Here is a 17,142-nt window from a genome sequence, read left to right as displayed (position 1 = left end):
AAGCTTCCTCCACCTCACGCGGGACTAGCTCAGTTGGTAGAGCATCAGCTTCCCAAGCTGAGGGTCGCGGGTTCGAATCCCGTGTCCCGCTCCGAGGATCACCGGCCCCCTCTTGCGCTGGCGGTCCTCCTGCCGTTGGATGCCGCGAGGCCGAGGAGCATCTCGTGCTCCGACGCCTCCGGGGCGTCTCCCTGAGCTGAGCTCGGGAGCGGACGACCGGCGCTCGCGCGCGTCGCGCGCTGCGCGAGACGGACATCCTCTGGGGGCGCACGACGCCTGAATCCGGGTACCTCCCGCTGCGTGGACAGCGGTGCCCCACAACATTGGGACACTCGGAGGTGCTCATGGAGGATGGCCGGCGCATCGCGCTGAACGCGGCGCTGATGCTCCTCAAGCAGGCGATCATGGCCGTCCTCGGCGTCGTGTTCGTCGGCTACCTCGCGCGGAGGGTGGGGGTCGCCGCCTGGGGCGAGTTCCAGGCCTCGCTCGCGATCGCGAGCATCGTCACGATCGCCGCCGGCGTGGGCGTGAGGGGATACCTGGCCCGCGAGGTCGCCGTGCGGCCGGAGCTCGGACCGCGTCACCTCGGCGCGGCGCTCGCCATCCGCGGCGTCACCGGCACGCTGGTGCTCGGCGCGACGGTGGCCGTCGTGCTCGCGACCCGCTCCGGCGTCGGCGCGCAGCTCGTCGTGCTCGCCGCGGCGTCCCAGCTCGCGACGCTGCTCTACTCGACCATGTGGCTCTCGTTCGAGGCCCACGAGCGCTTCCAGTACATCCTCTACGCGGAGCTCGGCGCCAGGCTGTTCGTCATCGCGCTCTCGGCGGCCCTGCTCGCGCTCGGCTTCGGCGTGGTCTCGGCGGCCGCGGCGTTCCTGCTCGGCAACGTGCTCGAGCTCGGGATCACCGCGCACTACCTCCGCTCCCGGCTCTACCGGCCGGAGTTCGCGACGCCCCCCGCCGAGCTCTGGCTGATCGCGAAGCGCAGCCTGCCGATCGGCGCGCTCGGCGCGCTCGCGAGCGCGCTCCTCCAGGCCGACCGCGTCATGCTCCGCGCGCTCTGCGACGAGCAAGCCGTGGGCGTCTACAGCGCCGCCTGGGTGCTCAGCGAGAACTTCCGCATGCTCCCCGACGTCCTGCTCGGCGCCGCCTTCGCCGCGGGCATGCGCCTCTACGCCCAGGATGGCGACGCGTTCGGGCGCCTCTACAGCGGCTGCATGCTCGTCGCCGCGCTCTTCGGGCTGCCGGTCGCCGCGGGCGTCGCGCTGCTCGCGCCGGACATCATCCGGCTCGTCTACGGAGCGACGGGCGACTACGCCCCGTCGGCGGACGTCCTCCGGATCCTCGCCTGCGGCGTCCCCGTGACCTTCGCGTTCCAGGTCGTGACGCTGCCGCTGCTCGCCGCGAAGCGCGAGGTCGCGATGGTGCGGATGCTCGCGGTGACGCTCGTCGCCAAGCTCGCGCTGAACCTGCTCCTCCTGCCGCGCTACAGCGCCCTGGGCGCCGCGTGCGCGACGCTGGCCGTCAGCGCCGGGTCGCTGATCGCGTCGTGGGGCATGACCGCGCGCTGGGCCCAGTTCGTCGAGCTCGGCCGGATCGCCGCGATCCTCGCCGCGACGGCGGTGATGGCCAGCGCGGCCTACGCCGCGCGCGTCCTCGCCGGCATGTGGGCGTCGATGGCGGTGGGCGTCGCCGTGTACGTCGTCCTCCTCGTCGCCCTGCGCGCCGTCTCCTTCGGCGAGCTGCGCGCGCTGCTCGCGCGCCGCGTGCGCGCCTCGCCGGCCGCGGTGGCGTGACCCGCGCGCGGCGCCCGCCTCGCCGGCCCCGCGGCGCGACCGATGTCCGCCGCGGGCGGGCCCGGCGAGCGCGCCCTCCCGCGCGCGCGGAACGAGGGGCGATCCAGATTCCGCATTTTTCGCCGGAGATGCCGCTCGCCACGGGTCTCTGTGGTTGCCGACATGCGCTCTCATCCGGCGGGATTCACGCAGGAGGAGCACGACACCTGTGGCCCGGAGGTGACGGTGCAGCGGTCTTCCTCGTGGCATGCAGCGTGAATAGCGGAGGGCCGATGTGGCGGCGCGGGCAGGTCCGGGGGCTGGCCGGGGTGGGGCGACTCCGGCAATGGATGGCGCGGCGGCCGTCCTCGCTCCGCGCCCTCGGCGCGCCGGGGCGAGACGAGGTGAGCGCGGCGGAGCAACCGTGGAGGTCCAGGGAGACGGACCTGCCCATGGGCGACGGCGGCTACGCGCTCCTCGCGCGCCTGTCGGCAGGCGGCATGGCGGAGCTGTTCCTCGCGTGCCGGCGCGGGACGGCAGGTATCGCCCACCCGGTCGTCGTGAAGCGCCTTCGCCCCGAGGCGCGGCGCGATCCATCGATCGTGCGGATGTTCCTCCGGGAAGCCTGGATCAGCGCACGGCTCCAGCACCCGAACGTGATCCGGTTCCACGACTTCGTGTTTCACGAAGGGCGCCATCACCTCGTGGTCGAGTACGTCCCGGGCTGCGATCTCGCCGCGGCCGCGCGCGCGCACTTCGCCGAGGGGCGGCCGTTTCCGATCGAGGCGGCGATCGAGATCGGCCTGGGCGTGCTGCGGGCGCTCGAGCACGCGCACGGGCTCCGCGACGACGTGGGGAGCCTCGTCGGCCTCGTGCACCGCGACGTCAGCCCGCAGAACGTGCTCCTCTCGCTGGAAGGCGAGATCAAGCTCATCGACTTCGGCGTCGCGAAGATGACGGCGACGAGCGGGATGGAGGACGCCGGCCCCCTCGGCCCGGCGTGGTCGGCAGGGGGGGCGGCGCCGTCGAGCGGCGCCGGCACGGTGAAGGGCAAGCTCGGCTACGTGGCGCCCGAGCAGCTCCGCGGGCAGCGGATCGACGCGCGAGCGGATCTCTTCGCGGTCGGGGTGATCCTGTTCGAGCTGCTGACGGGTCGGCGCCTGTTCCACCGGAAGGACGACGGCGCGACGATGCGCGCGGTGCTCTCCGGCGAGGTGCCGGCGATCGCGCCGCTCCGCCCGGCGTGCCCTGCGCTGCTCGAGGAGGCCGTGCGGCGCGCGCTCGCGCGCGATCCCGAGGGGCGCTTCGAGACCGCCGCGGACATGGAAGAGGCGCTCGCCGAGGTGCTCGCGTCGCTGCGCAGCGCGCCGAGCGGGCGCGACGAGCCGAGCTCGAGCGAGCGCGGCCTCCTCGCGGGCCAGGAGCTCGCGGCGCTCGTGCGCGAGGTCACGAGCGGGCGCGATCGGCACCGATCGATGCTCGTGCGGGGCTGCCGGCGATCTGCCGGGCTCCGCGGTCGACCCGGCGCGCGGCCAGGGGCCGCGAGCCGCCCTGGAGAGGGCTGGAGCGCAGCGCCCGCGAGCCGCCCTGGAGAGGCGTCGCGGCGGACGGCCGAGCGGCGCCCCGGGGACGAGCGCGACGAGGCGACGCCGCGGCTGCGCGGGCTGGAGGGCGGCGCGAGCCCGCCCGAGGAGAGGAGCGCGCAAGGCGATCTCAGCGACGCCAGGGACGCCGCCACGCCGCACTGGAGGGACGCGCGCCCGCCGCGGCGCCTTCGGCTTCTGTCCTGGCTCGTGATCGCGGCCGTCACGTTCGCCGCCGGGGCGATCGCGGGCAGGGCGATCGGCGCGACGAGCGCCGGCTCCTCCAGCGCTCATCGCCCGCGCGGCGACAGCGCGGAAACCGCGCGGTCCAGGGCAGAGGTCCATTCGGCACCGCGCCGGTGATGCGTCGAACGCGAACGGCCCTTTGCGGTGGCACGGGCAGCGCCGGGCTCGCTAGCCTAGCCGGCCCTGATGTTCGTCCGGAATCTCCTGAGCCGTTCCTTCGCCATCGCGGCGCTGGCCGTACCCCTCCTCGCGAGCTCCACGAGCGGGAGCGCGCTGCCGCGCCCCGCCCCCGGCGCGCCGGAGGAGCCGAGCTGGCTCGGCGCGGCCATCGAGGGGCAGTCGATCTGCGTCGGATCGACCGTGGCGAGCGCGGGTGAGCTCGGCGACGTCCTGTACTACCGCAGCGCGCCGGGCGAGCGCGGCGAGATCTCCGTCGGTTACTACGCCTTCTTCTCGGAGGAGCGGCCCTGGGGCAACAACTGGCTCACCTGGACCGTGCTGCCCGCGCTCGCCGTCGACCTCGTCTACACGCACGGGCTGTTCTTCGGTCCGGGGATCCAGCGCGTCGCTTACGGCAAGGGCGACGTCGAGGGGTTCAGGATCATCTACAGCGTGGGCGAGGACGGGCGGCTCGCCGTCGAGCGCGGGGTCGCCGACCGCGGCGATCACAGCGAGGTGCAGCTCGATCGCGCCGATCTGCTCTCGGTCGATCCCGCGCGGCCGACCGTCTACTCTCGGTGGTGGAGCCACCAGCTCGGCGGGCAGGGCGCGGCGCCGGGCGATCTCGTGACCCGCCGCTGTTACGGCGCGGGCGCCATCCGGCCGCTGCCCCCGGACGTCGCGCTCGACTTCCGCCTGGACCGACGCGCCGGGCCGGCCCGCGTCGTGCCCGCCGCGGCGCTGCTCGCGCAGCCCGCGGCGCCTCGGCAGCGCGATCAGGACCTCGCTTTCCGGCCGAGCGTCGCGTTGTAGATCGCGAGGAGGATGACGGCGCCCAGGATCGACGTGAAGAAGCCCCCGCTCGACTGGTACGAGGGGTAGATCCCCAGGGCCCGTCCGATGAAGCCGCCGAGCAGGGCTCCGGCCATGCCGAGCAGCGCTGTCACCACGAAGCCACCCGGGTCGCGCCCCGGGGTCAGCAGCTTGGCGATGACGCCGACGATGAGCCCGAACAGGATCCACAACAGCACAGACATGGTTCGCTCCTCTCGACACCGGGTCACGCCGAGGGGCGTCTTCCCGGGTCAACGCGGAGGCCAGCGTTTGCAGACGACGTGCCGGGCGCGGTGCGCTCCGTTCGCACCGCGGTGAGGCGGCGCCCCGCGGCCAGCGCGCGCGGCGGTGATGCCTTCGAGCGCGCTGGGCATCGGCTGTACGCGGCGCGCGGCGGGCGCGGCGAGGTCGAGGATCGCCGTGCTGCAGGCGCGCGCTTCACGTCGCGGAGTGAGCGCTTCGTTCGCACCGCACCTGCGCCTCGGCGCTCGCCGTCGCCCGGCTCCTCGCCGCACCCGCGGCGCCGCGCCCTCGATCCCGGCGTCGGGCGAGCGGGCGCTGGCGCGTCGCCCGGGCCCGTCGCTGCCCGGCGGGGGCGCTCACGGCGGCTCGACGGGGCAGGCGTGCTCCGGCGCGCCGAGCGCCCTCTCGCGCGCGTCGCCGGTCGGGGTCGCGTCGTCGTCCCGCCGCGGCGAGGGTGAGGGCGAGGTGAGCGGGGCGAGCGCGGCGCCGGCCGCGCTGAAGAGCAGGCACAGCGATCCGCCGAGCACCGTGGCCGCGACGGTGCCGAGCACGACCGGCGCGAGCCGCCGTCGTCGCCGCCGGCGCAGCCCGCTCGGGCTCCGCAGCCCGCCGGACAGGCGCGCCCGGAGCAGGACGAGCGGGGCGAGCGCGGCGTCGAGCCCGGGGCTGCGATGCGCGTGGGCTGGAGCGGGGGAGGGAAGGGCGACCGCGGCAGGGGCGGGCGGCACGGCGAACGAGGGAAGCGACGCCGCGGGAGGGGGAAGCGAGGCCGCGGCCGGCGCAGGCGGCTCGCTCGTCGCCGGCGCGCTGACGGGCACAGGGGGCGCGGCGAGCTCGACGAGCGCGGCCGGCAGGCACGGCGCGGCGCGGTGGCCGACCCAGGTCGTCGCGGACGAGGCGTCGCGGCGCGCGCTCTGCGACGAGCACGGCGGATCCAGCGGCGCGCTCCCCGGGCGCGACGAGGCGCGGTACCCCACCCACGTCGTGGTGCCGACGGCGCGCGCCGTCGCGGCCTCCTCCGCGGCGCGCGCCGAGCGCGACGAGGGCGCCGCCGCGGCGCGCGCGATGTGGGCCGGGGGCCGAGCGCCGCCCGCCGCGGCCAGCTCCTCCGCGGCGGCGCGCGCTCTGCGGCGAGCGAGCGCGATGTACGCGAGCGCCTCGCGCAGCGCGCGCGCGCTCTGCGGGCGATCGTCTGGATTCTTGCGCAGGCACTGTAGAATCAGCGCCTCCAGATCCGGATCGATCGCCGGATGCAGCGCGCTCGGCAGGGGCGGCGGGGACTCGACGTGCGCCGCGGCGAGCGCGACGGCCGTCGGGCGCTCGAACGGCAGCCGCCCCGTCGCCATCTCGAAGAGCAGCACGCCGCACGCGTAGATGTCGCTCCGCGCGTCGACGGGCTGCCCTGCAGCCTGCTCCGGGCTCATGTAGGCGGGCGTCCCGATGACGAGCTTCCCGCTGTCCTCGTCGGGCACCGCGAGCAGGGGCGCGCCGGGGAGCGCGTCGGGCCCGTCGTCGCGGAGCAGCTTCGCCGTGCCGAAGTCGAGGAGCTTCACTTGCTCGAACGGCTCCCCGTCGTCGTCGACGCGCGGCACCAGGCGGATGTTCTCGGGCTTGACGTCGCGGTGGATGACGCCCGCGTCGTGCGCGTGCTGCAGCGCGGAGCACAGCGGGCGCATGATCGCGATGATGCGCTCCGCCGGCAGGATCGGCGTGGCGTTGAGGAGATCGATGAGGTCCTCGCCGTCGAGGTGCTCCGTGACGAGGTACCAGAGGCTCGGCGTCGCCGCGTCGCGCCCGACGTCGTCCGCGCCGTGCAGGCACGACGGCTCGCAGCCGAAGTCGAGGACCCGCACGATGTTCGGGTGATCGAGCCGGCTCGCCGCCAGGGCCTCGACATGGAACCTCCGGACCGCGTCCCCGGCGAGGATCCCGCCGGAGCGCGATCTCGCGTCGCTGCGCGGCCGCTCGCTCACGCCGCTCGACCCTCGAGGGCCGAGGTCCATCCCGCGCGGCGGCGCGGAGGGGCGCGTCGCGCAGGCGCGATCGCCCGCCTCGGCGCCGCCGCGCGGCGACGCGGCGCGCTCGCGGATGATCTTCACCGCGCACGCGCGCCCGAGGCCGACGTGCCGCGCGCGGTAGACGCGCCCCATCGCGCCGGCGCCGATCATCTGCTCGACGAGGTACCGCCCCCCGAGCAAGCGTCCCCTGAGGAATCGCTCCGAGGACGGGAGTCCCGCGTCGAGGGGCGCGGAGGAGCGGAGGCAGTCCATGGCGCTCCCCACGCAGCAGAATGGGTGCCATCGCGCTGTGCGGACGGTTCACAGCGCCCCGCAGACGGAGCGGCGGGCGCCGCCGCGCCGCGCGCCCACGGCCGCCGCGCCGGCGCGGAGCTCCCCGGGCGCTGGCCGCGCGGGCCGCGAGGAGACCGCGCCTTCGGCGGGAAATCGCGCGCCGCCGTCCCCGCGCGCGCGGGGACGGCGGCGCGCGGGGGCTGAATTGTTCTGTTGTCGACGGCCTGTGATAGCGTGGCGCGCGAGGAGGCCCGAGTGCTCTTGAGACGATCCATTCCGTTCGCTGCGGCGCTGTTCCTGTTGCTCCCGACAGGCGTGGTGCACGCGCAATCGGACCAGGACAGAGCGGCGGCCCGATCGCTGGCCACGCAGGGCGCCGAGGCGTACACGTCCGGCCGCTTCGATGAGGCGATCGATCTGCTCGGCCGCGCCGAGGCGCTCGTGCATGCGCCGACGCACCTCCTCCTGATCGCGCGCGCGCAGGCGCGCCTCGGCCGGCTCGTCGCCGCCAAGGAGACGTACCTGAGGATCGTGCGCGAGGAGCTTCCGCCCACGGCGCCGTCTCCCTTCAAGAGAGCTCAGCAGGACGCGCGCGAGGAGCTCGCCGCGGTCGAGCCCAGGATCGCCTCGCTGCGCATCGCCCTCGAGGGCGCCGGCGGCCGGAAGATCGGCGTGAAGCTGGACGGCCAGCCGGTCGCGGACGCGCTGCTCGGCGTTCACCGCCCGATCGACCCCGGCAACCATGTGGTCGTCGTGGCGCCGCCGGGCCTCGCGCCGATAGAGCAGGCGATCACCCTCGCCGACGGCGAGCGGAAGGAGATCAAGATCCCGGTCCCGGAGAGCCCTGTCGCGGCTCCCCCGCCGGACGGCGCGGGGGCGGGGGAGGGCACGTGGGGCGGCGCCGACACCGGGGTTCCGCCCGGCGCCCCGTCGGGCACCCCGGAGCGGAAGACGAACATGCTGCTGCTGGGCGGGGGCATCGCGGCCGCGGCGCTCGGGGTCGGCGGCGTCGTGGTCGGCTCGGTGTTCCTCGCGAAAGGTGGGTCGACGCAGAAGGAGGCGAACGATCTGAACGCGAAGCACGGCTGCGAGGTGCAGGGGGGCGCCGGCGGGCTGGAGTGCGGGCCGCTGATCCAGCGCAGGATCGAGACGCTCGACGCCGACGCCGCGTCGCAGAAGACGACCGGCGCCATCGGCCTCGTCACCGGCGGCGTGCTCCTCGTCGGCGGCGCGACGATGATCGTGCTGGAGCTGACGTCCAGGCCGGAGCCGCCGAGCTCGGCGTGGATCGCGCCCTACGTGACGCCGACCGGGATCGGGGTGCGCGGCGCGTTCTGATCGGCGCGCTCCGGCGCGCGACGAGGCGATCCGACGCGCTTGCCGGGTGGAGCGCTTCTCCTGCCGCGCGCCGCGCGCTCAGTAGCCGAAGTCGGGCTTCTGCGGCTTCGTCGACGGCGTTGTCGGCTTCGTCGACGGTGTTGTCGGCTTCGTCGACGGCGTTGTCGGCTTCGTCGACGGCGGCTTCACGACGGGCGGGGGCTTCGTCGGGGTGGGCGGCGTCTGCGGGGGCAGCGGCTTTACGGGCGCCTCGGAGGCGGTCGGTGTCGCACTGGGCTCGGCGGAGGCGGTCGGAGCAGGCTCCCCGACCGGGGCGCTCGCCGTCACGAGCGGCTCGGACCGCGGCGGCGGCTCCGTCGTCGGCGGCAGCGGCGGCGCGGTGACCGTCGCGCTGACGGCGGCGCTCGGATCGGCGGTCGCCGCGCTCGTCGTCCCGCCGCGGCCGAAGGTGAGCCAGGCGGCGACGCCCGCGCCGAACAGGGTGGCCGCCCCGGCGATCGCGAGGAAGAGCGGCGCCCTGGACGGGGGGCGGGTCGCGCGGCCCGTGACGCCGGACGACGCGCCCCACGAGTTGGCGGTGAGCTGCGGTGTGTGGCCCATGTTGGGCACCGGTGGCGTGTGGCCCATGTTGGGCACCGGTGGCGTGTGGCCCATGTTGGGCGCCGCCGGTCCGTTCTGGCCCCCCCACGAGCCGTCGGCCCGGACGACGACCGGCGGCGTGGTCGTCTCGGGCGGGGCCGGCACCGACAGCCCGGGGAAGGACGTCCTCCCCGTGCTCAGCAAGGCCAGGCTCGGCCGCGCCGCAGCCCAGGCGAAGAGGGCGCTCTTGAACTCCGCGCAGCTCTGGAAGCGAGCCCCCGGCTCGCGCGCCATCGCCTTCTGGATGATCCCGGAGAACTCGACGTCGAGGTCGGGCACGAGCTGCTGGGGCAGGGGCGCTTTCTCGAGGACGATCTTGAAGAGCAGCTCGTTGAACGTCTCCGCGTCGAACGGCACCTGGCCGGTGGTCGCCTGATAGAGCACCACGCCCATGGCGTAGATGTCGGTCCGCTGATCGACGGGGTTGGAGCCGCGCGCCTGCTCGGGCGACATGTAGTAAGGCGTGCCCACGACTGCGCCCGTGCGCGTCATGCTCATCTCCGCGCCGGCGAGCTGCGAGAACTTCGAGACGCCGAAATCCAGCACCTTCACGAAGTTGCTGAGGCCGGCCTTCGTCGGGATGATGAAGATGTTGTCCGGCTTGAGATCGCGGTGGATGATCCCCGCCGCGTGCGCCGCGCCGAGCGCCTCGAGCACCTGGGCCATGATCGGCACGGTCGCCTCGGGCCCGAGCCGCCCCATCCGCTGGATCTTGGCCCCGAGGGTCTCCCCCTCGAGGTACTCCATGACCATGTACCGCGTGCCGTCCGGCAGCACGCCGAGGTCGAGCACCTCGCAGATGTGATCGGAGCCGATCCGCGCGGCGGCCTGGGCCTCGCGCTCGAAGCGCGCGACCGACTCGGCCTGGCTCGAGATGTTCGCGTGCAGCAGCTTGATGGCGACGCGGCGCCGGATGCGCACGTTCTCGCCCTCGAAGACCGCGCCCATGCCCCCCTGGCCCAGCAACCGGACGATCCGGTACTTGCCGTCGATGATCTCGCCGATCATCGGGCTCATGACACCATTCCCGGTGCGGAGAAGCAGATCACGCCGCCAGGCTAGCACGGTCGCCCGAGCGCGGCCTACGCCCTCGCGGCGCGAGCGCCGCGCTGCGCCGCGCCGCCCGCCCGCCCCCGTCCTCGCTGCCCGCATCCCCGGGGCTGTCGCGGCGGCGCTTCGTGATAACGTCGCCCACGTATGGCGGTTTACGAGCTGTCGGTCGATGGCGCCCTGGTTCGCGAAGCGGAGAAGGTCGTGTCTCTCGCGGGTCGCGAGTACCCGACGCTCATCATGCGCTGGGAATCACGCCTGTTCGACCAGCCCTGGCTCACCACGCTGGTGCTCGACTACGTGATCGCGCTGCCGCCGCTCATCGTCGGGCAGGCGACGTTCAACGAGGTCAGGATTGCCGCCTTCACGGGGCGCGCTGGCACGAAGTTCATGTACTTCGGCACCGAGATGAGCGCGAGCGTGCCCCGCATCGCGCCCGAGATGGAGAACGCGATCGCGCCGGCGGCGCTCTACCAGGAGTTCCGGCTGGACGAGCAGACTTGCCCTATCCCCTATCTGAAGCTGATCCAGGTCAGTCCGCGCATCTACGGGGAAGGGCTCCAGAACTACTACTCGCCGCCGATCAAGGTCGAGCGCTACGACGGGGTGGCCTCGCCGGACCTCATCGCTGACTTCTTCCCCAAGATCGTCGCGAACCTCGACCCGGTGAAGGGGACGACGCTGGTCGATCCCGCGCAGGGCTTCTGGACGGGCGCGCGCTTCCTCGGCGCCACGGCGATCGCCATCGTCCGGCAGGGCCGCGTGGTCGGGCTGCACCGCCGCGCCGGCAAGACCGACAAGGACCCGGTTCCGCCCGAGGTGAAGCGGCGCGACCCCCGGCTCGACGTGCGGGGCGACTGGGTCGCCGTCGACGTCGGCGCCGCGTCGACCGCCGTCGCCGTCCGGGGAGAGCGCGGCGGCGCGGAGTTCCTGCGGATCGGGGCCGACGCGCCGCTGCGGGTGTCGGCCGACAACGAGAACCCGAGCGAGGTCGCCTTCGAGGCGCTCGCCAGGACGACGAAGGCCTGGCGCGACCGGGTGATCCTGCCGCTGACGCGCTGGGGCGACGTGCTCGTCGGGCACGCCGCGCGCGACATGCGCCTGCGGCAGGGCGCCGACGCGCACGAGCGCGCCGCGGCGTCCCTCCCGGCCCTCGCGCTGCTGCGCGAGCGGACCGAGCGCGGCGAGCCGTTCCGGCTCCGCGGCAGGAGCGACCCCGACACGGCCGAGTCGCTGAAGAAGCCGGCGCCGCCCATCATCGACGAGGAGGGGATCGGCGCGCACGACCCGTTCGATCCGATCGAGCTCTACGCGTACTACGTCGGGCTTCACGTGAACCAGCGCGCGCGGGGGCTCCACACGCGCTACGCGATCACGATGCCGACGGGCTGGTCGCCCGAGCGCCGCGCCAGCGTGCTCATCGCCTTCCGCCGCGGCCTCTTCCGGAGCCTGCCCGCGGGCCTCTGCGAGTACCACGACGTCGACGGCCTCCAGGTCGTCGACGCGGGCCCGTCGGCGATCGCCTACGCTGTCCAGGCGTTCCGCATGTTCGGCATCCAGCCGCGGGACAGCGCCGTCCCGTTCTGCGCGATCGACGCCGGCGCCAGCGAGACGGGGATCGCCTTCGGAATCCTCCGCAGCGCCAAGGCGCACGAGGAGGCGCAGGGGCTGGAGCGGATGGTCGAGTACCTCGACCCGGTGGCGATCCCCTGGCTCGGCGGCGAGCGGCTCCTCCACCGGATCGCCTACCGGGTATACGTCGCGAGCCAGGCCGCGATGCGCGAGCGCCGCGTCCCGTTCGAGCGCCCGTCCGAGGAGGGCGCGCTCGACGGCGCCGAGGAGCTCTTCGCGGCGTCGCCCGACGCGCGCGCCAACACGTGGGCGCTGAAGGAGCTCCTGCGGCCGATCCTCGAGCGGGGGCCGAGCGCGCCCGTCGAGGAGCGGCTCGCGCTGGTCGGGCTCGACGGGGCGGCGTCCGTGGTGCCGCTCTCGATCGATCGCGGCGCGCTCGCCGCCGCGATTGAGGCGTGGTTCCAGGACGGGATCGACATGTTCCGGCAGCACCTCGCGGGCGCGATCGCCAAGATCGGGCGCGAGCCGGATCCGTACCAGGGGCTCCGGATCCTGCTCGGCGGGCGCCTCGGGATGAACCAGCGCTTCGCGGAGCTGCTCGCCGGCGCGCTGCCCGCGGGCGTTCAGGTGCACCGCTTCAAGGAGCCGGACAAGGCGAACCTCGGCGCGCCGACCGTCAAGATGGCGACCGCGCTCGGCGCGCTGTCGCTGCGGTTCGATCGGATCGGGGCCACGCTGCGCGCCGAGAAGCGCGACGCGTTCCGCTACCGCGTCGGGCGGGCGCGCCACGGGCAGCTCGCCGACGTGCTCGATCCGTCCGTCGACTACGACGCCTGGCGCGAGATGGGCGCCTGCCTGAAGCCGGACGTCGAGATCCTGTTCATGGCGGCCGAGGACGAGGGGGAGGTCGCCGCCGACGATCCGCGCGTGCGCCGCGCGGTCTGCGCGCTCGGGCGCGGCGCCGTCGGGCAGCGGCTCTACATCCGGGCCGTCGGGCCGGCGCGCGCCGAGGTGAGCGTGGGGCCGCCCGGGGGCGATCCGGCGGCCGGCGCCGTGTGCTGGACGGTCAACCTCGAGACCGGCGCCGCAGACAAGACCGGCGGCTGAGCGCATGGCGGCTCCGCGGCTTCACGCGCCACACGGCGGCCTCGATCCCGAGGCCGCGGCCCACGCCGGGGTCACGCCGGGCGGCGGGCCCCTGGAGGCCACGCAGGGCGACGACGCGCCGCCGGCGGCCGAGCCCGCGCTCCGGGCTGACGCTCCGCCGCGCGATGAGCGCGGCGACGCCGATGAGCGCGGCGACGCCGAGGGGCGCGACGTCGCGGACGCCGGGCAGACCGAGGCCCGGCTGGCCGCGCAGCTCGCGCGCGCCAAGCGCGAGCGCGAGCGCACCGCGGTCGAGCTCCGCGCGCTCTTCCGCGCCATCCCCGACCTCTGCCTCCGCCTCGACGCCGAGGCCCGGATCGTCGACTGCAACGAGCCGCGCCTCTCGGAGCTCCGCGTCGCGCCGGAGGCGCTCCTCGGCAAGCGCATGACGGAGGTGCTCCCCGGCGAGCTCGGGGAGCAGATGGAGCGCGCGATCCAGGAGGCCCGCGAGGCGGGCGGCGTCGTCGCGCTGGAGCACGCCCTCGCGGCCGCGGGCGGCGAGCGCCACGTGGAGGCGCGGGTGGTGCCGTTCCTCGACGCCGACGCCCTCGTCCTGCTCCGCGACATCACCGAGCGGCGGCGCACCGAGGAGGCGCTCCGGCAGCGCGAGGAGCGCTCGCGCGAGTCGCAGAAGATGGAGGCGCTCGGCCGGCTCGCCGGCGGCATCGCGCACGACTTCAACAACATGCTCATGGTGATGCTCGGCTACGGCGAGCTCCTCCTGCGCCGGCTCGGGCCCGACAGCGCGCTCCGGCGCGACGCCCTCCAGATCACGAAGGCCGGCGAGCGCGCCGCGGCGCTCACGCGGCAGCTCCTCGCGATGAGCCGGCGCAAGGCGCTGCAGCGCGAGGTGCTCGACATCAACGCGGTGGTGCTCGACATGCAGACGATGCTCCAGCGCCTCATCGGCGAGAACATCGATCTGCGGACGAACGTCGGGCAGGATCTCGGCTCGATCAAGGTCGACAAGAGCCAGCTCGAGCAGGTGCTCCTCAACCTGGTCGTGAACGCGCGCGACGCGATGCCGAGGGGCGGCAGGCTCGTCGTCGAGACCTCGCTCGGCGAGCCCGGCGCGAGCCCCACGGCAAAATCGTTCGCGCCGGCGGAGCTCGACGAGGACGCCGCGCCCGTCGCGGGCGGCCCTCCCTACGTCGTGCTCTCGGTGAGCGACAGCGGCCACGGGATGGACCAGGACACGCTCTCGCACCTGTTCGAGCCGTTCTTCACGACGAAGGCGCGCGGCAAGGGCACCGGCCTGGGCCTCGCCACCGTCTACGGGATCGTGAGCCAGAGCGGCGGGCTCATCGAGGTCGAGAGCGAGGTCGGGCGCGGGGCGACGTTCCGCGTCTATCTCCCGCGCGTCGAGGATAGGGCCGAGGCGGCGCCGCCGCGCGCGCGGCCGTCGCCGGCGGGCGGCGACGAGACGGTGCTCGTCGTCGAGGACGACGACGCCGTCCGCAAGCTCATCGTCGAGGTGCTCGAGCGGCGCGGCTACGGCGTGATCTCGGCGGCGAACGCCGAGGAGGCGCTGGACGTGCTCGCGCACGAGGGGGGCGACGCGATGGACCTCCTGCTCACCGACCTCGTGATGCCAGGGATGAACGGCCGCGAGCTCGCGGAGCGCGCGCTCGCGATGCACCCGCGCGCCCGCGTGCTCTACATGTCCGGCTACGCCGAGGATGTCCTGGCGGGCGCCGAGCGCGACGGCGAGCTCACGCTGCTGCAGAAGCCGTTCACGCCCGACGCGCTCGCGCAGCGCGTGCGCGACCTGCTCGACATGTAGCGCGCGGAGGGAGCCCGGCCGCCGCGCCCGCTGGCAGCGCCGGCGGCGGCGATCGCGCGCTAGGAGTCCGGCCGCCGCCGCCGCAGGTAGAAGAAGTCGCGCGGGGACGGCTCGGCCACGTACTCCTCCGGCTTGTACTCCACGTCCGGGATGATCGCGGACGTCGCGCGCGGCGCGCCGTCCGCGCCGCGGTCGTACAGGAGGAAGCGCGGGTAGGCGTGGTTGACGTCGAGCTCCGCCACGTCGTGCGCGCCCGCTGCCTTCATCCCGTGGGCGAGGGTGCGCGCCGTGACCGCCTCGCCGAGCCCGTAGAAGAGGCGCTTGCCGGTCGCGTCGACGCCGATCGCCGACCGACGGATCACCGTCTCGCCGCTCACGGTCGCGCCCCAGTCGCGGTTCGAGTCGTAGAGCGCCTGGTGGGGCTCGCCCTGCTCGACCAGGCACGGCGGCGTCTGCCGGTAAGCGGCCATGCGCGCCTCGTCGCCGCGCAGCTCGGGCCAGGTGCGGATCCGCACCGCGCCGTTCCGGTAGAGCGCGATCGTGCAGGCCCTGTCGCGCGGCGGCAGGAACGTGTCGCCGTCGAGCATCATCCCGTAGTGGCCGTGCATCGCCTTGAAGCCGCCGTTGAAGGCAGCGATGAGATCGCCGGCGTGGTCCTCGGGCACGAGCCCCGGGCGACGTTCGATCGGGATGTCCGGCGAGAACGGCTCCTTCGTGCCCGCGACGAGCTGGAGGTCGACGCGCTCGAGGTCGATGGCCACGACGGCGACCGCCGCGAACACGCGCCGCACGTCGGGGTGCACGACGCTCTTCCAGAGCACCGGAGCGTCGTCCGGCCGCGCGGGGTCGGCGATCGGCGTCCAGACGCCGTCGCCCGTGGCCGCGACCTGCGGGAAGGGCGGCTCGTACGACGAGGGCGGCGACGCCGGCTCCACCGCCCGGCGCTCGCCGCGCCGCTCGGCCTCCGCCGCGGCGGCGGGCGCCGGCTCCCAGAACGTCTTCGGGGCCGCGTGCCGGTAGATGGCCCGGTTCAGGCGGTCGGCGATGCCGTAGGCCACGTCCTCGGCCCACGCGACCGGCGCCGGGCCGACCACGGCCCGCGCGCCGTCGGCGAGCGCCGGGCCGAAGCCGCGGACCTCGTGGATGCCGTACCAGAGCGCCTCGACGGCGATCGCGCAGATCGCCGCGCCGCGCAGCGCGCGCTCGGGCAGGCGAGGGCGGCGTCGCCGCCTGCGCGGGGACCCGCTGGCAGAGGGGGGCGAAGGCTTGTCCACGGCGAAGCAGAGGCTACCCCATTGTGCGGGCAGCCCCAAGTTCCGGGCGTCGAGCGGCCGCGGCCGTTCAGCGGGCGCCGCCGGCGCTCGCTACGGCTGCCCGTGCGCCATCGTCCGCGGGCCATCCTTGAACAGGATCTCGATCTTGCCCCGATCGATGACCTTCGCGACCACGCCGTCGCCGAACTTGCTGTGGTGGATGAGCTCCCCCTCGCCGAAGGTGAGGGTGATGCGGTACGGCTTGAACGCCCCGGAGGGCTGGCCCGCGATGGCGCGCTCCCAGGCGAGCGTCTGATCGCGCTCGGCGCGCTGGGCGGCGGTGAGCCGCTCCACGCCGCCGCCGCGCGGCGACGCCGAGGCCGCCCTCGGCTCGCCGGTGGTCCGCGCCGCGGCGCGCGCGGCCGCGCGGCTCTCGCGCTCGCTCTTCGGCGCTCGGTAGAGGTGGTGCGACATGCAGGTCTTGCACTCGACCTTCTTCACCACGTCGCCGACCATGGCGATGATGCGATGGGTGAGATCGAGGCGGCACTTGGTGCACCAGGCATCGACCTCGCCGCCGGTCCTAAGCTTCTTCGTCGTCACTTCTCCTCGCGGCGCCGGTCTCGCCCGGTCTCTTTGCTTCGGTCCTTGACGTTCACTTGGGCGGTGACTTCCGGTTTGGGCAAGCCGGTCCTCGGCTCGTCCTGGCTGTCGTCTCTCTTGGCCGCGTCGTTCGGCACGAAGCGGATCTCGGTCTTGATCTCGAAGGAGAGCTTCGTCAGCACCTTCGTGATCTCGTCCGCGAACTGGGTGTGCTCGAGCACGTCGCGGATCTCCTTCGCGACGACCCGGTAGAGACCGTTCTTGGTCTCGTCGATCTGCGTATAGAGGTAGTGGAGGACCTCTTTGGGCAGCTTGAGGTCGCCCACGAAGTGCCGGATGCTCTCGGGCCCCTCGCTGAGCCTGTCGATGCCGCTCTCGACGGCGCGCTCGACCACGCGCTTGAAGATCTCCGGGATGGCGCGCTCGAAGAGGCGCTTCTTGTCGCCTTCGCCTTCCACCTTGTCCCCTTCGTCATCGCGGAGCGGCTCGGTGTCGTCGGCCATGGCTCGGGCTCCCCTAGCGGGACGGGGCGGCCACGTCAATGCGGGGGTGCGTGCGGGGTGCCGGCGTCGCGCCATGGTCCTTGGATCTGCCGGATTTCGATGACGATGGGGAGCCCTTCGCGCGCTT

The 17,142-nt window shown here is 74.2% G+C and carries 12 protein-coding genes and 1 tRNA gene; 7 read left to right on the top strand and 6 right to left on the bottom strand.

Annotated elements, in window-relative coordinates; all coding sequences use genetic code 11:
* Positions 1-18: 18 nt before the first annotated feature.
* The 4 genes from WME96_RS20365 (at position 19) to WME96_RS20350 (ending at position 4,573) form a co-directional block, all read left to right on the top strand.
* A tRNA-Gly gene (locus tag WME96_RS20365) sits at positions 19-91 on the top strand.
* Between the two features lie 253 nt (positions 92-344).
* A complete protein-coding gene (locus WME96_RS20360) occupies positions 345-1,793 on the top strand; it encodes a flippase (protein ID WP_437291755.1) in 1,449 nt (482 codons plus the stop codon).
* Positions 1,794-2,065: 272 nt separating this feature from the next.
* Positions 2,066-3,718 carry a protein kinase domain-containing protein gene (locus WME96_RS20355; protein ID WP_437291754.1) on the top strand — a complete coding sequence of 551 codons (1,653 nt, stop codon included), beginning with the start codon at positions 2,066-2,068 and terminating at the stop codon, positions 3,716-3,718.
* A gap of 69 nt (positions 3,719-3,787) precedes the next feature.
* Positions 3,788-4,573 (top strand): hypothetical protein, encoded by a 786-nt coding sequence (locus tag WME96_RS20350; RefSeq protein ID WP_437291753.1) that lies wholly within the window; start codon positions 3,788-3,790, stop codon positions 4,571-4,573.
* Here WME96_RS20350 and WME96_RS20345 read toward each other — a convergent pair.
* Together WME96_RS20345 and WME96_RS20340 are read right to left on the bottom strand one after the other, a co-directional pair.
* On the bottom strand, positions 4,537-4,797 hold the full coding sequence (locus WME96_RS20345; RefSeq protein WP_433937165.1) for a GlsB/YeaQ/YmgE family stress response membrane protein: 261 nt from the start codon (positions 4,795-4,797) through the stop codon (positions 4,537-4,539). The genes WME96_RS20350 and WME96_RS20345 overlap by 37 nt on opposite strands.
* 396 nt (positions 4,798-5,193) lie before the next feature.
* A complete protein-coding gene (locus tag WME96_RS20340; RefSeq protein ID WP_437291752.1) occupies positions 5,194-7,107 on the bottom strand; it encodes a protein kinase domain-containing protein in 1,914 nt (637 codons plus the stop codon).
* A gap of 276 nt (positions 7,108-7,383) precedes the next feature.
* Here WME96_RS20340 and WME96_RS20335 point away from each other — a divergent pair, with 276 nt between their 5' ends.
* Complete coding sequence (locus tag WME96_RS20335) at positions 7,384-8,466, top strand: tetratricopeptide repeat protein (RefSeq protein WP_437291751.1); 1,083 nt, start codon at positions 7,384-7,386, stop codon at positions 8,464-8,466.
* A 78-nt stretch (positions 8,467-8,544) separates the two neighbouring features.
* Here WME96_RS20335 and WME96_RS20330 read toward each other — a convergent pair whose 3' ends face one another.
* The gene (locus tag WME96_RS20330) at positions 8,545-10,122 is read right to left on the bottom strand and encodes a serine/threonine-protein kinase (protein WP_437291750.1); all 1,578 of its coding nucleotides are present in this window, start codon (positions 10,120-10,122) and stop codon (positions 8,545-8,547) included.
* 237 nt (positions 10,123-10,359) lie between these two features.
* On the opposite strand from WME96_RS20330, the gene WME96_RS20325 reads away from it, so the two are divergent.
* Together WME96_RS20325 and WME96_RS20320 are read left to right on the top strand one after the other, a co-directional pair.
* A complete protein-coding gene (locus WME96_RS20325) occupies positions 10,360-12,834 on the top strand; it encodes a hypothetical protein (RefSeq protein WP_437291749.1) in 2,475 nt (824 codons plus the stop codon).
* A 4-nt stretch (positions 12,835-12,838) separates the two neighbouring features.
* A complete protein-coding gene (locus WME96_RS20320) occupies positions 12,839-14,656 on the top strand; it encodes an ATP-binding protein (RefSeq protein ID WP_437291748.1) in 1,818 nt (605 codons plus the stop codon).
* A 59-nt stretch (positions 14,657-14,715) separates the two neighbouring features.
* Here the strand turns inward: WME96_RS20320 and WME96_RS20315 are convergent, their stop codons facing one another.
* The 3 genes from WME96_RS20315 to WME96_RS20305 all read right to left on the bottom strand — a co-directional run bounded on the left by WME96_RS20315 (position 14,716) and on the right by WME96_RS20305 (position 17,015).
* On the bottom strand, positions 14,716-15,930 hold the full coding sequence (locus tag WME96_RS20315; protein ID WP_437291747.1) for a phosphodiester glycosidase family protein: 1,215 nt from the start codon (positions 15,928-15,930) through the stop codon (positions 14,716-14,718).
* Positions 15,931-16,020: 90 nt separating this feature from the next.
* Positions 16,021-16,512 (bottom strand): hypothetical protein, encoded by a 492-nt coding sequence (locus tag WME96_RS20310; protein WP_437291746.1) that lies wholly within the window; start codon positions 16,510-16,512, stop codon positions 16,021-16,023.
* A complete protein-coding gene (locus tag WME96_RS20305) occupies positions 16,509-17,015 on the bottom strand; it encodes a hypothetical protein (RefSeq protein ID WP_433937157.1) in 507 nt (168 codons plus the stop codon). Before WME96_RS20305 ends, WME96_RS20310 begins: the two co-directional genes overlap by 4 nt.
* Between the last annotated feature and the right edge of the window lie 127 nt (positions 17,016-17,142).

It is taken from the genome of Sorangium sp. So ce406 (assembly GCF_051474675.1).
Classification (GTDB): domain Bacteria; phylum Myxococcota_A; class Polyangia; order Polyangiales; family Polyangiaceae; genus Sorangium; species Sorangium cellulosum_G.
Note: the sequence above shows the minus strand (reverse complement) of the source record. Positions and strands in the feature narration are given on the sequence as shown.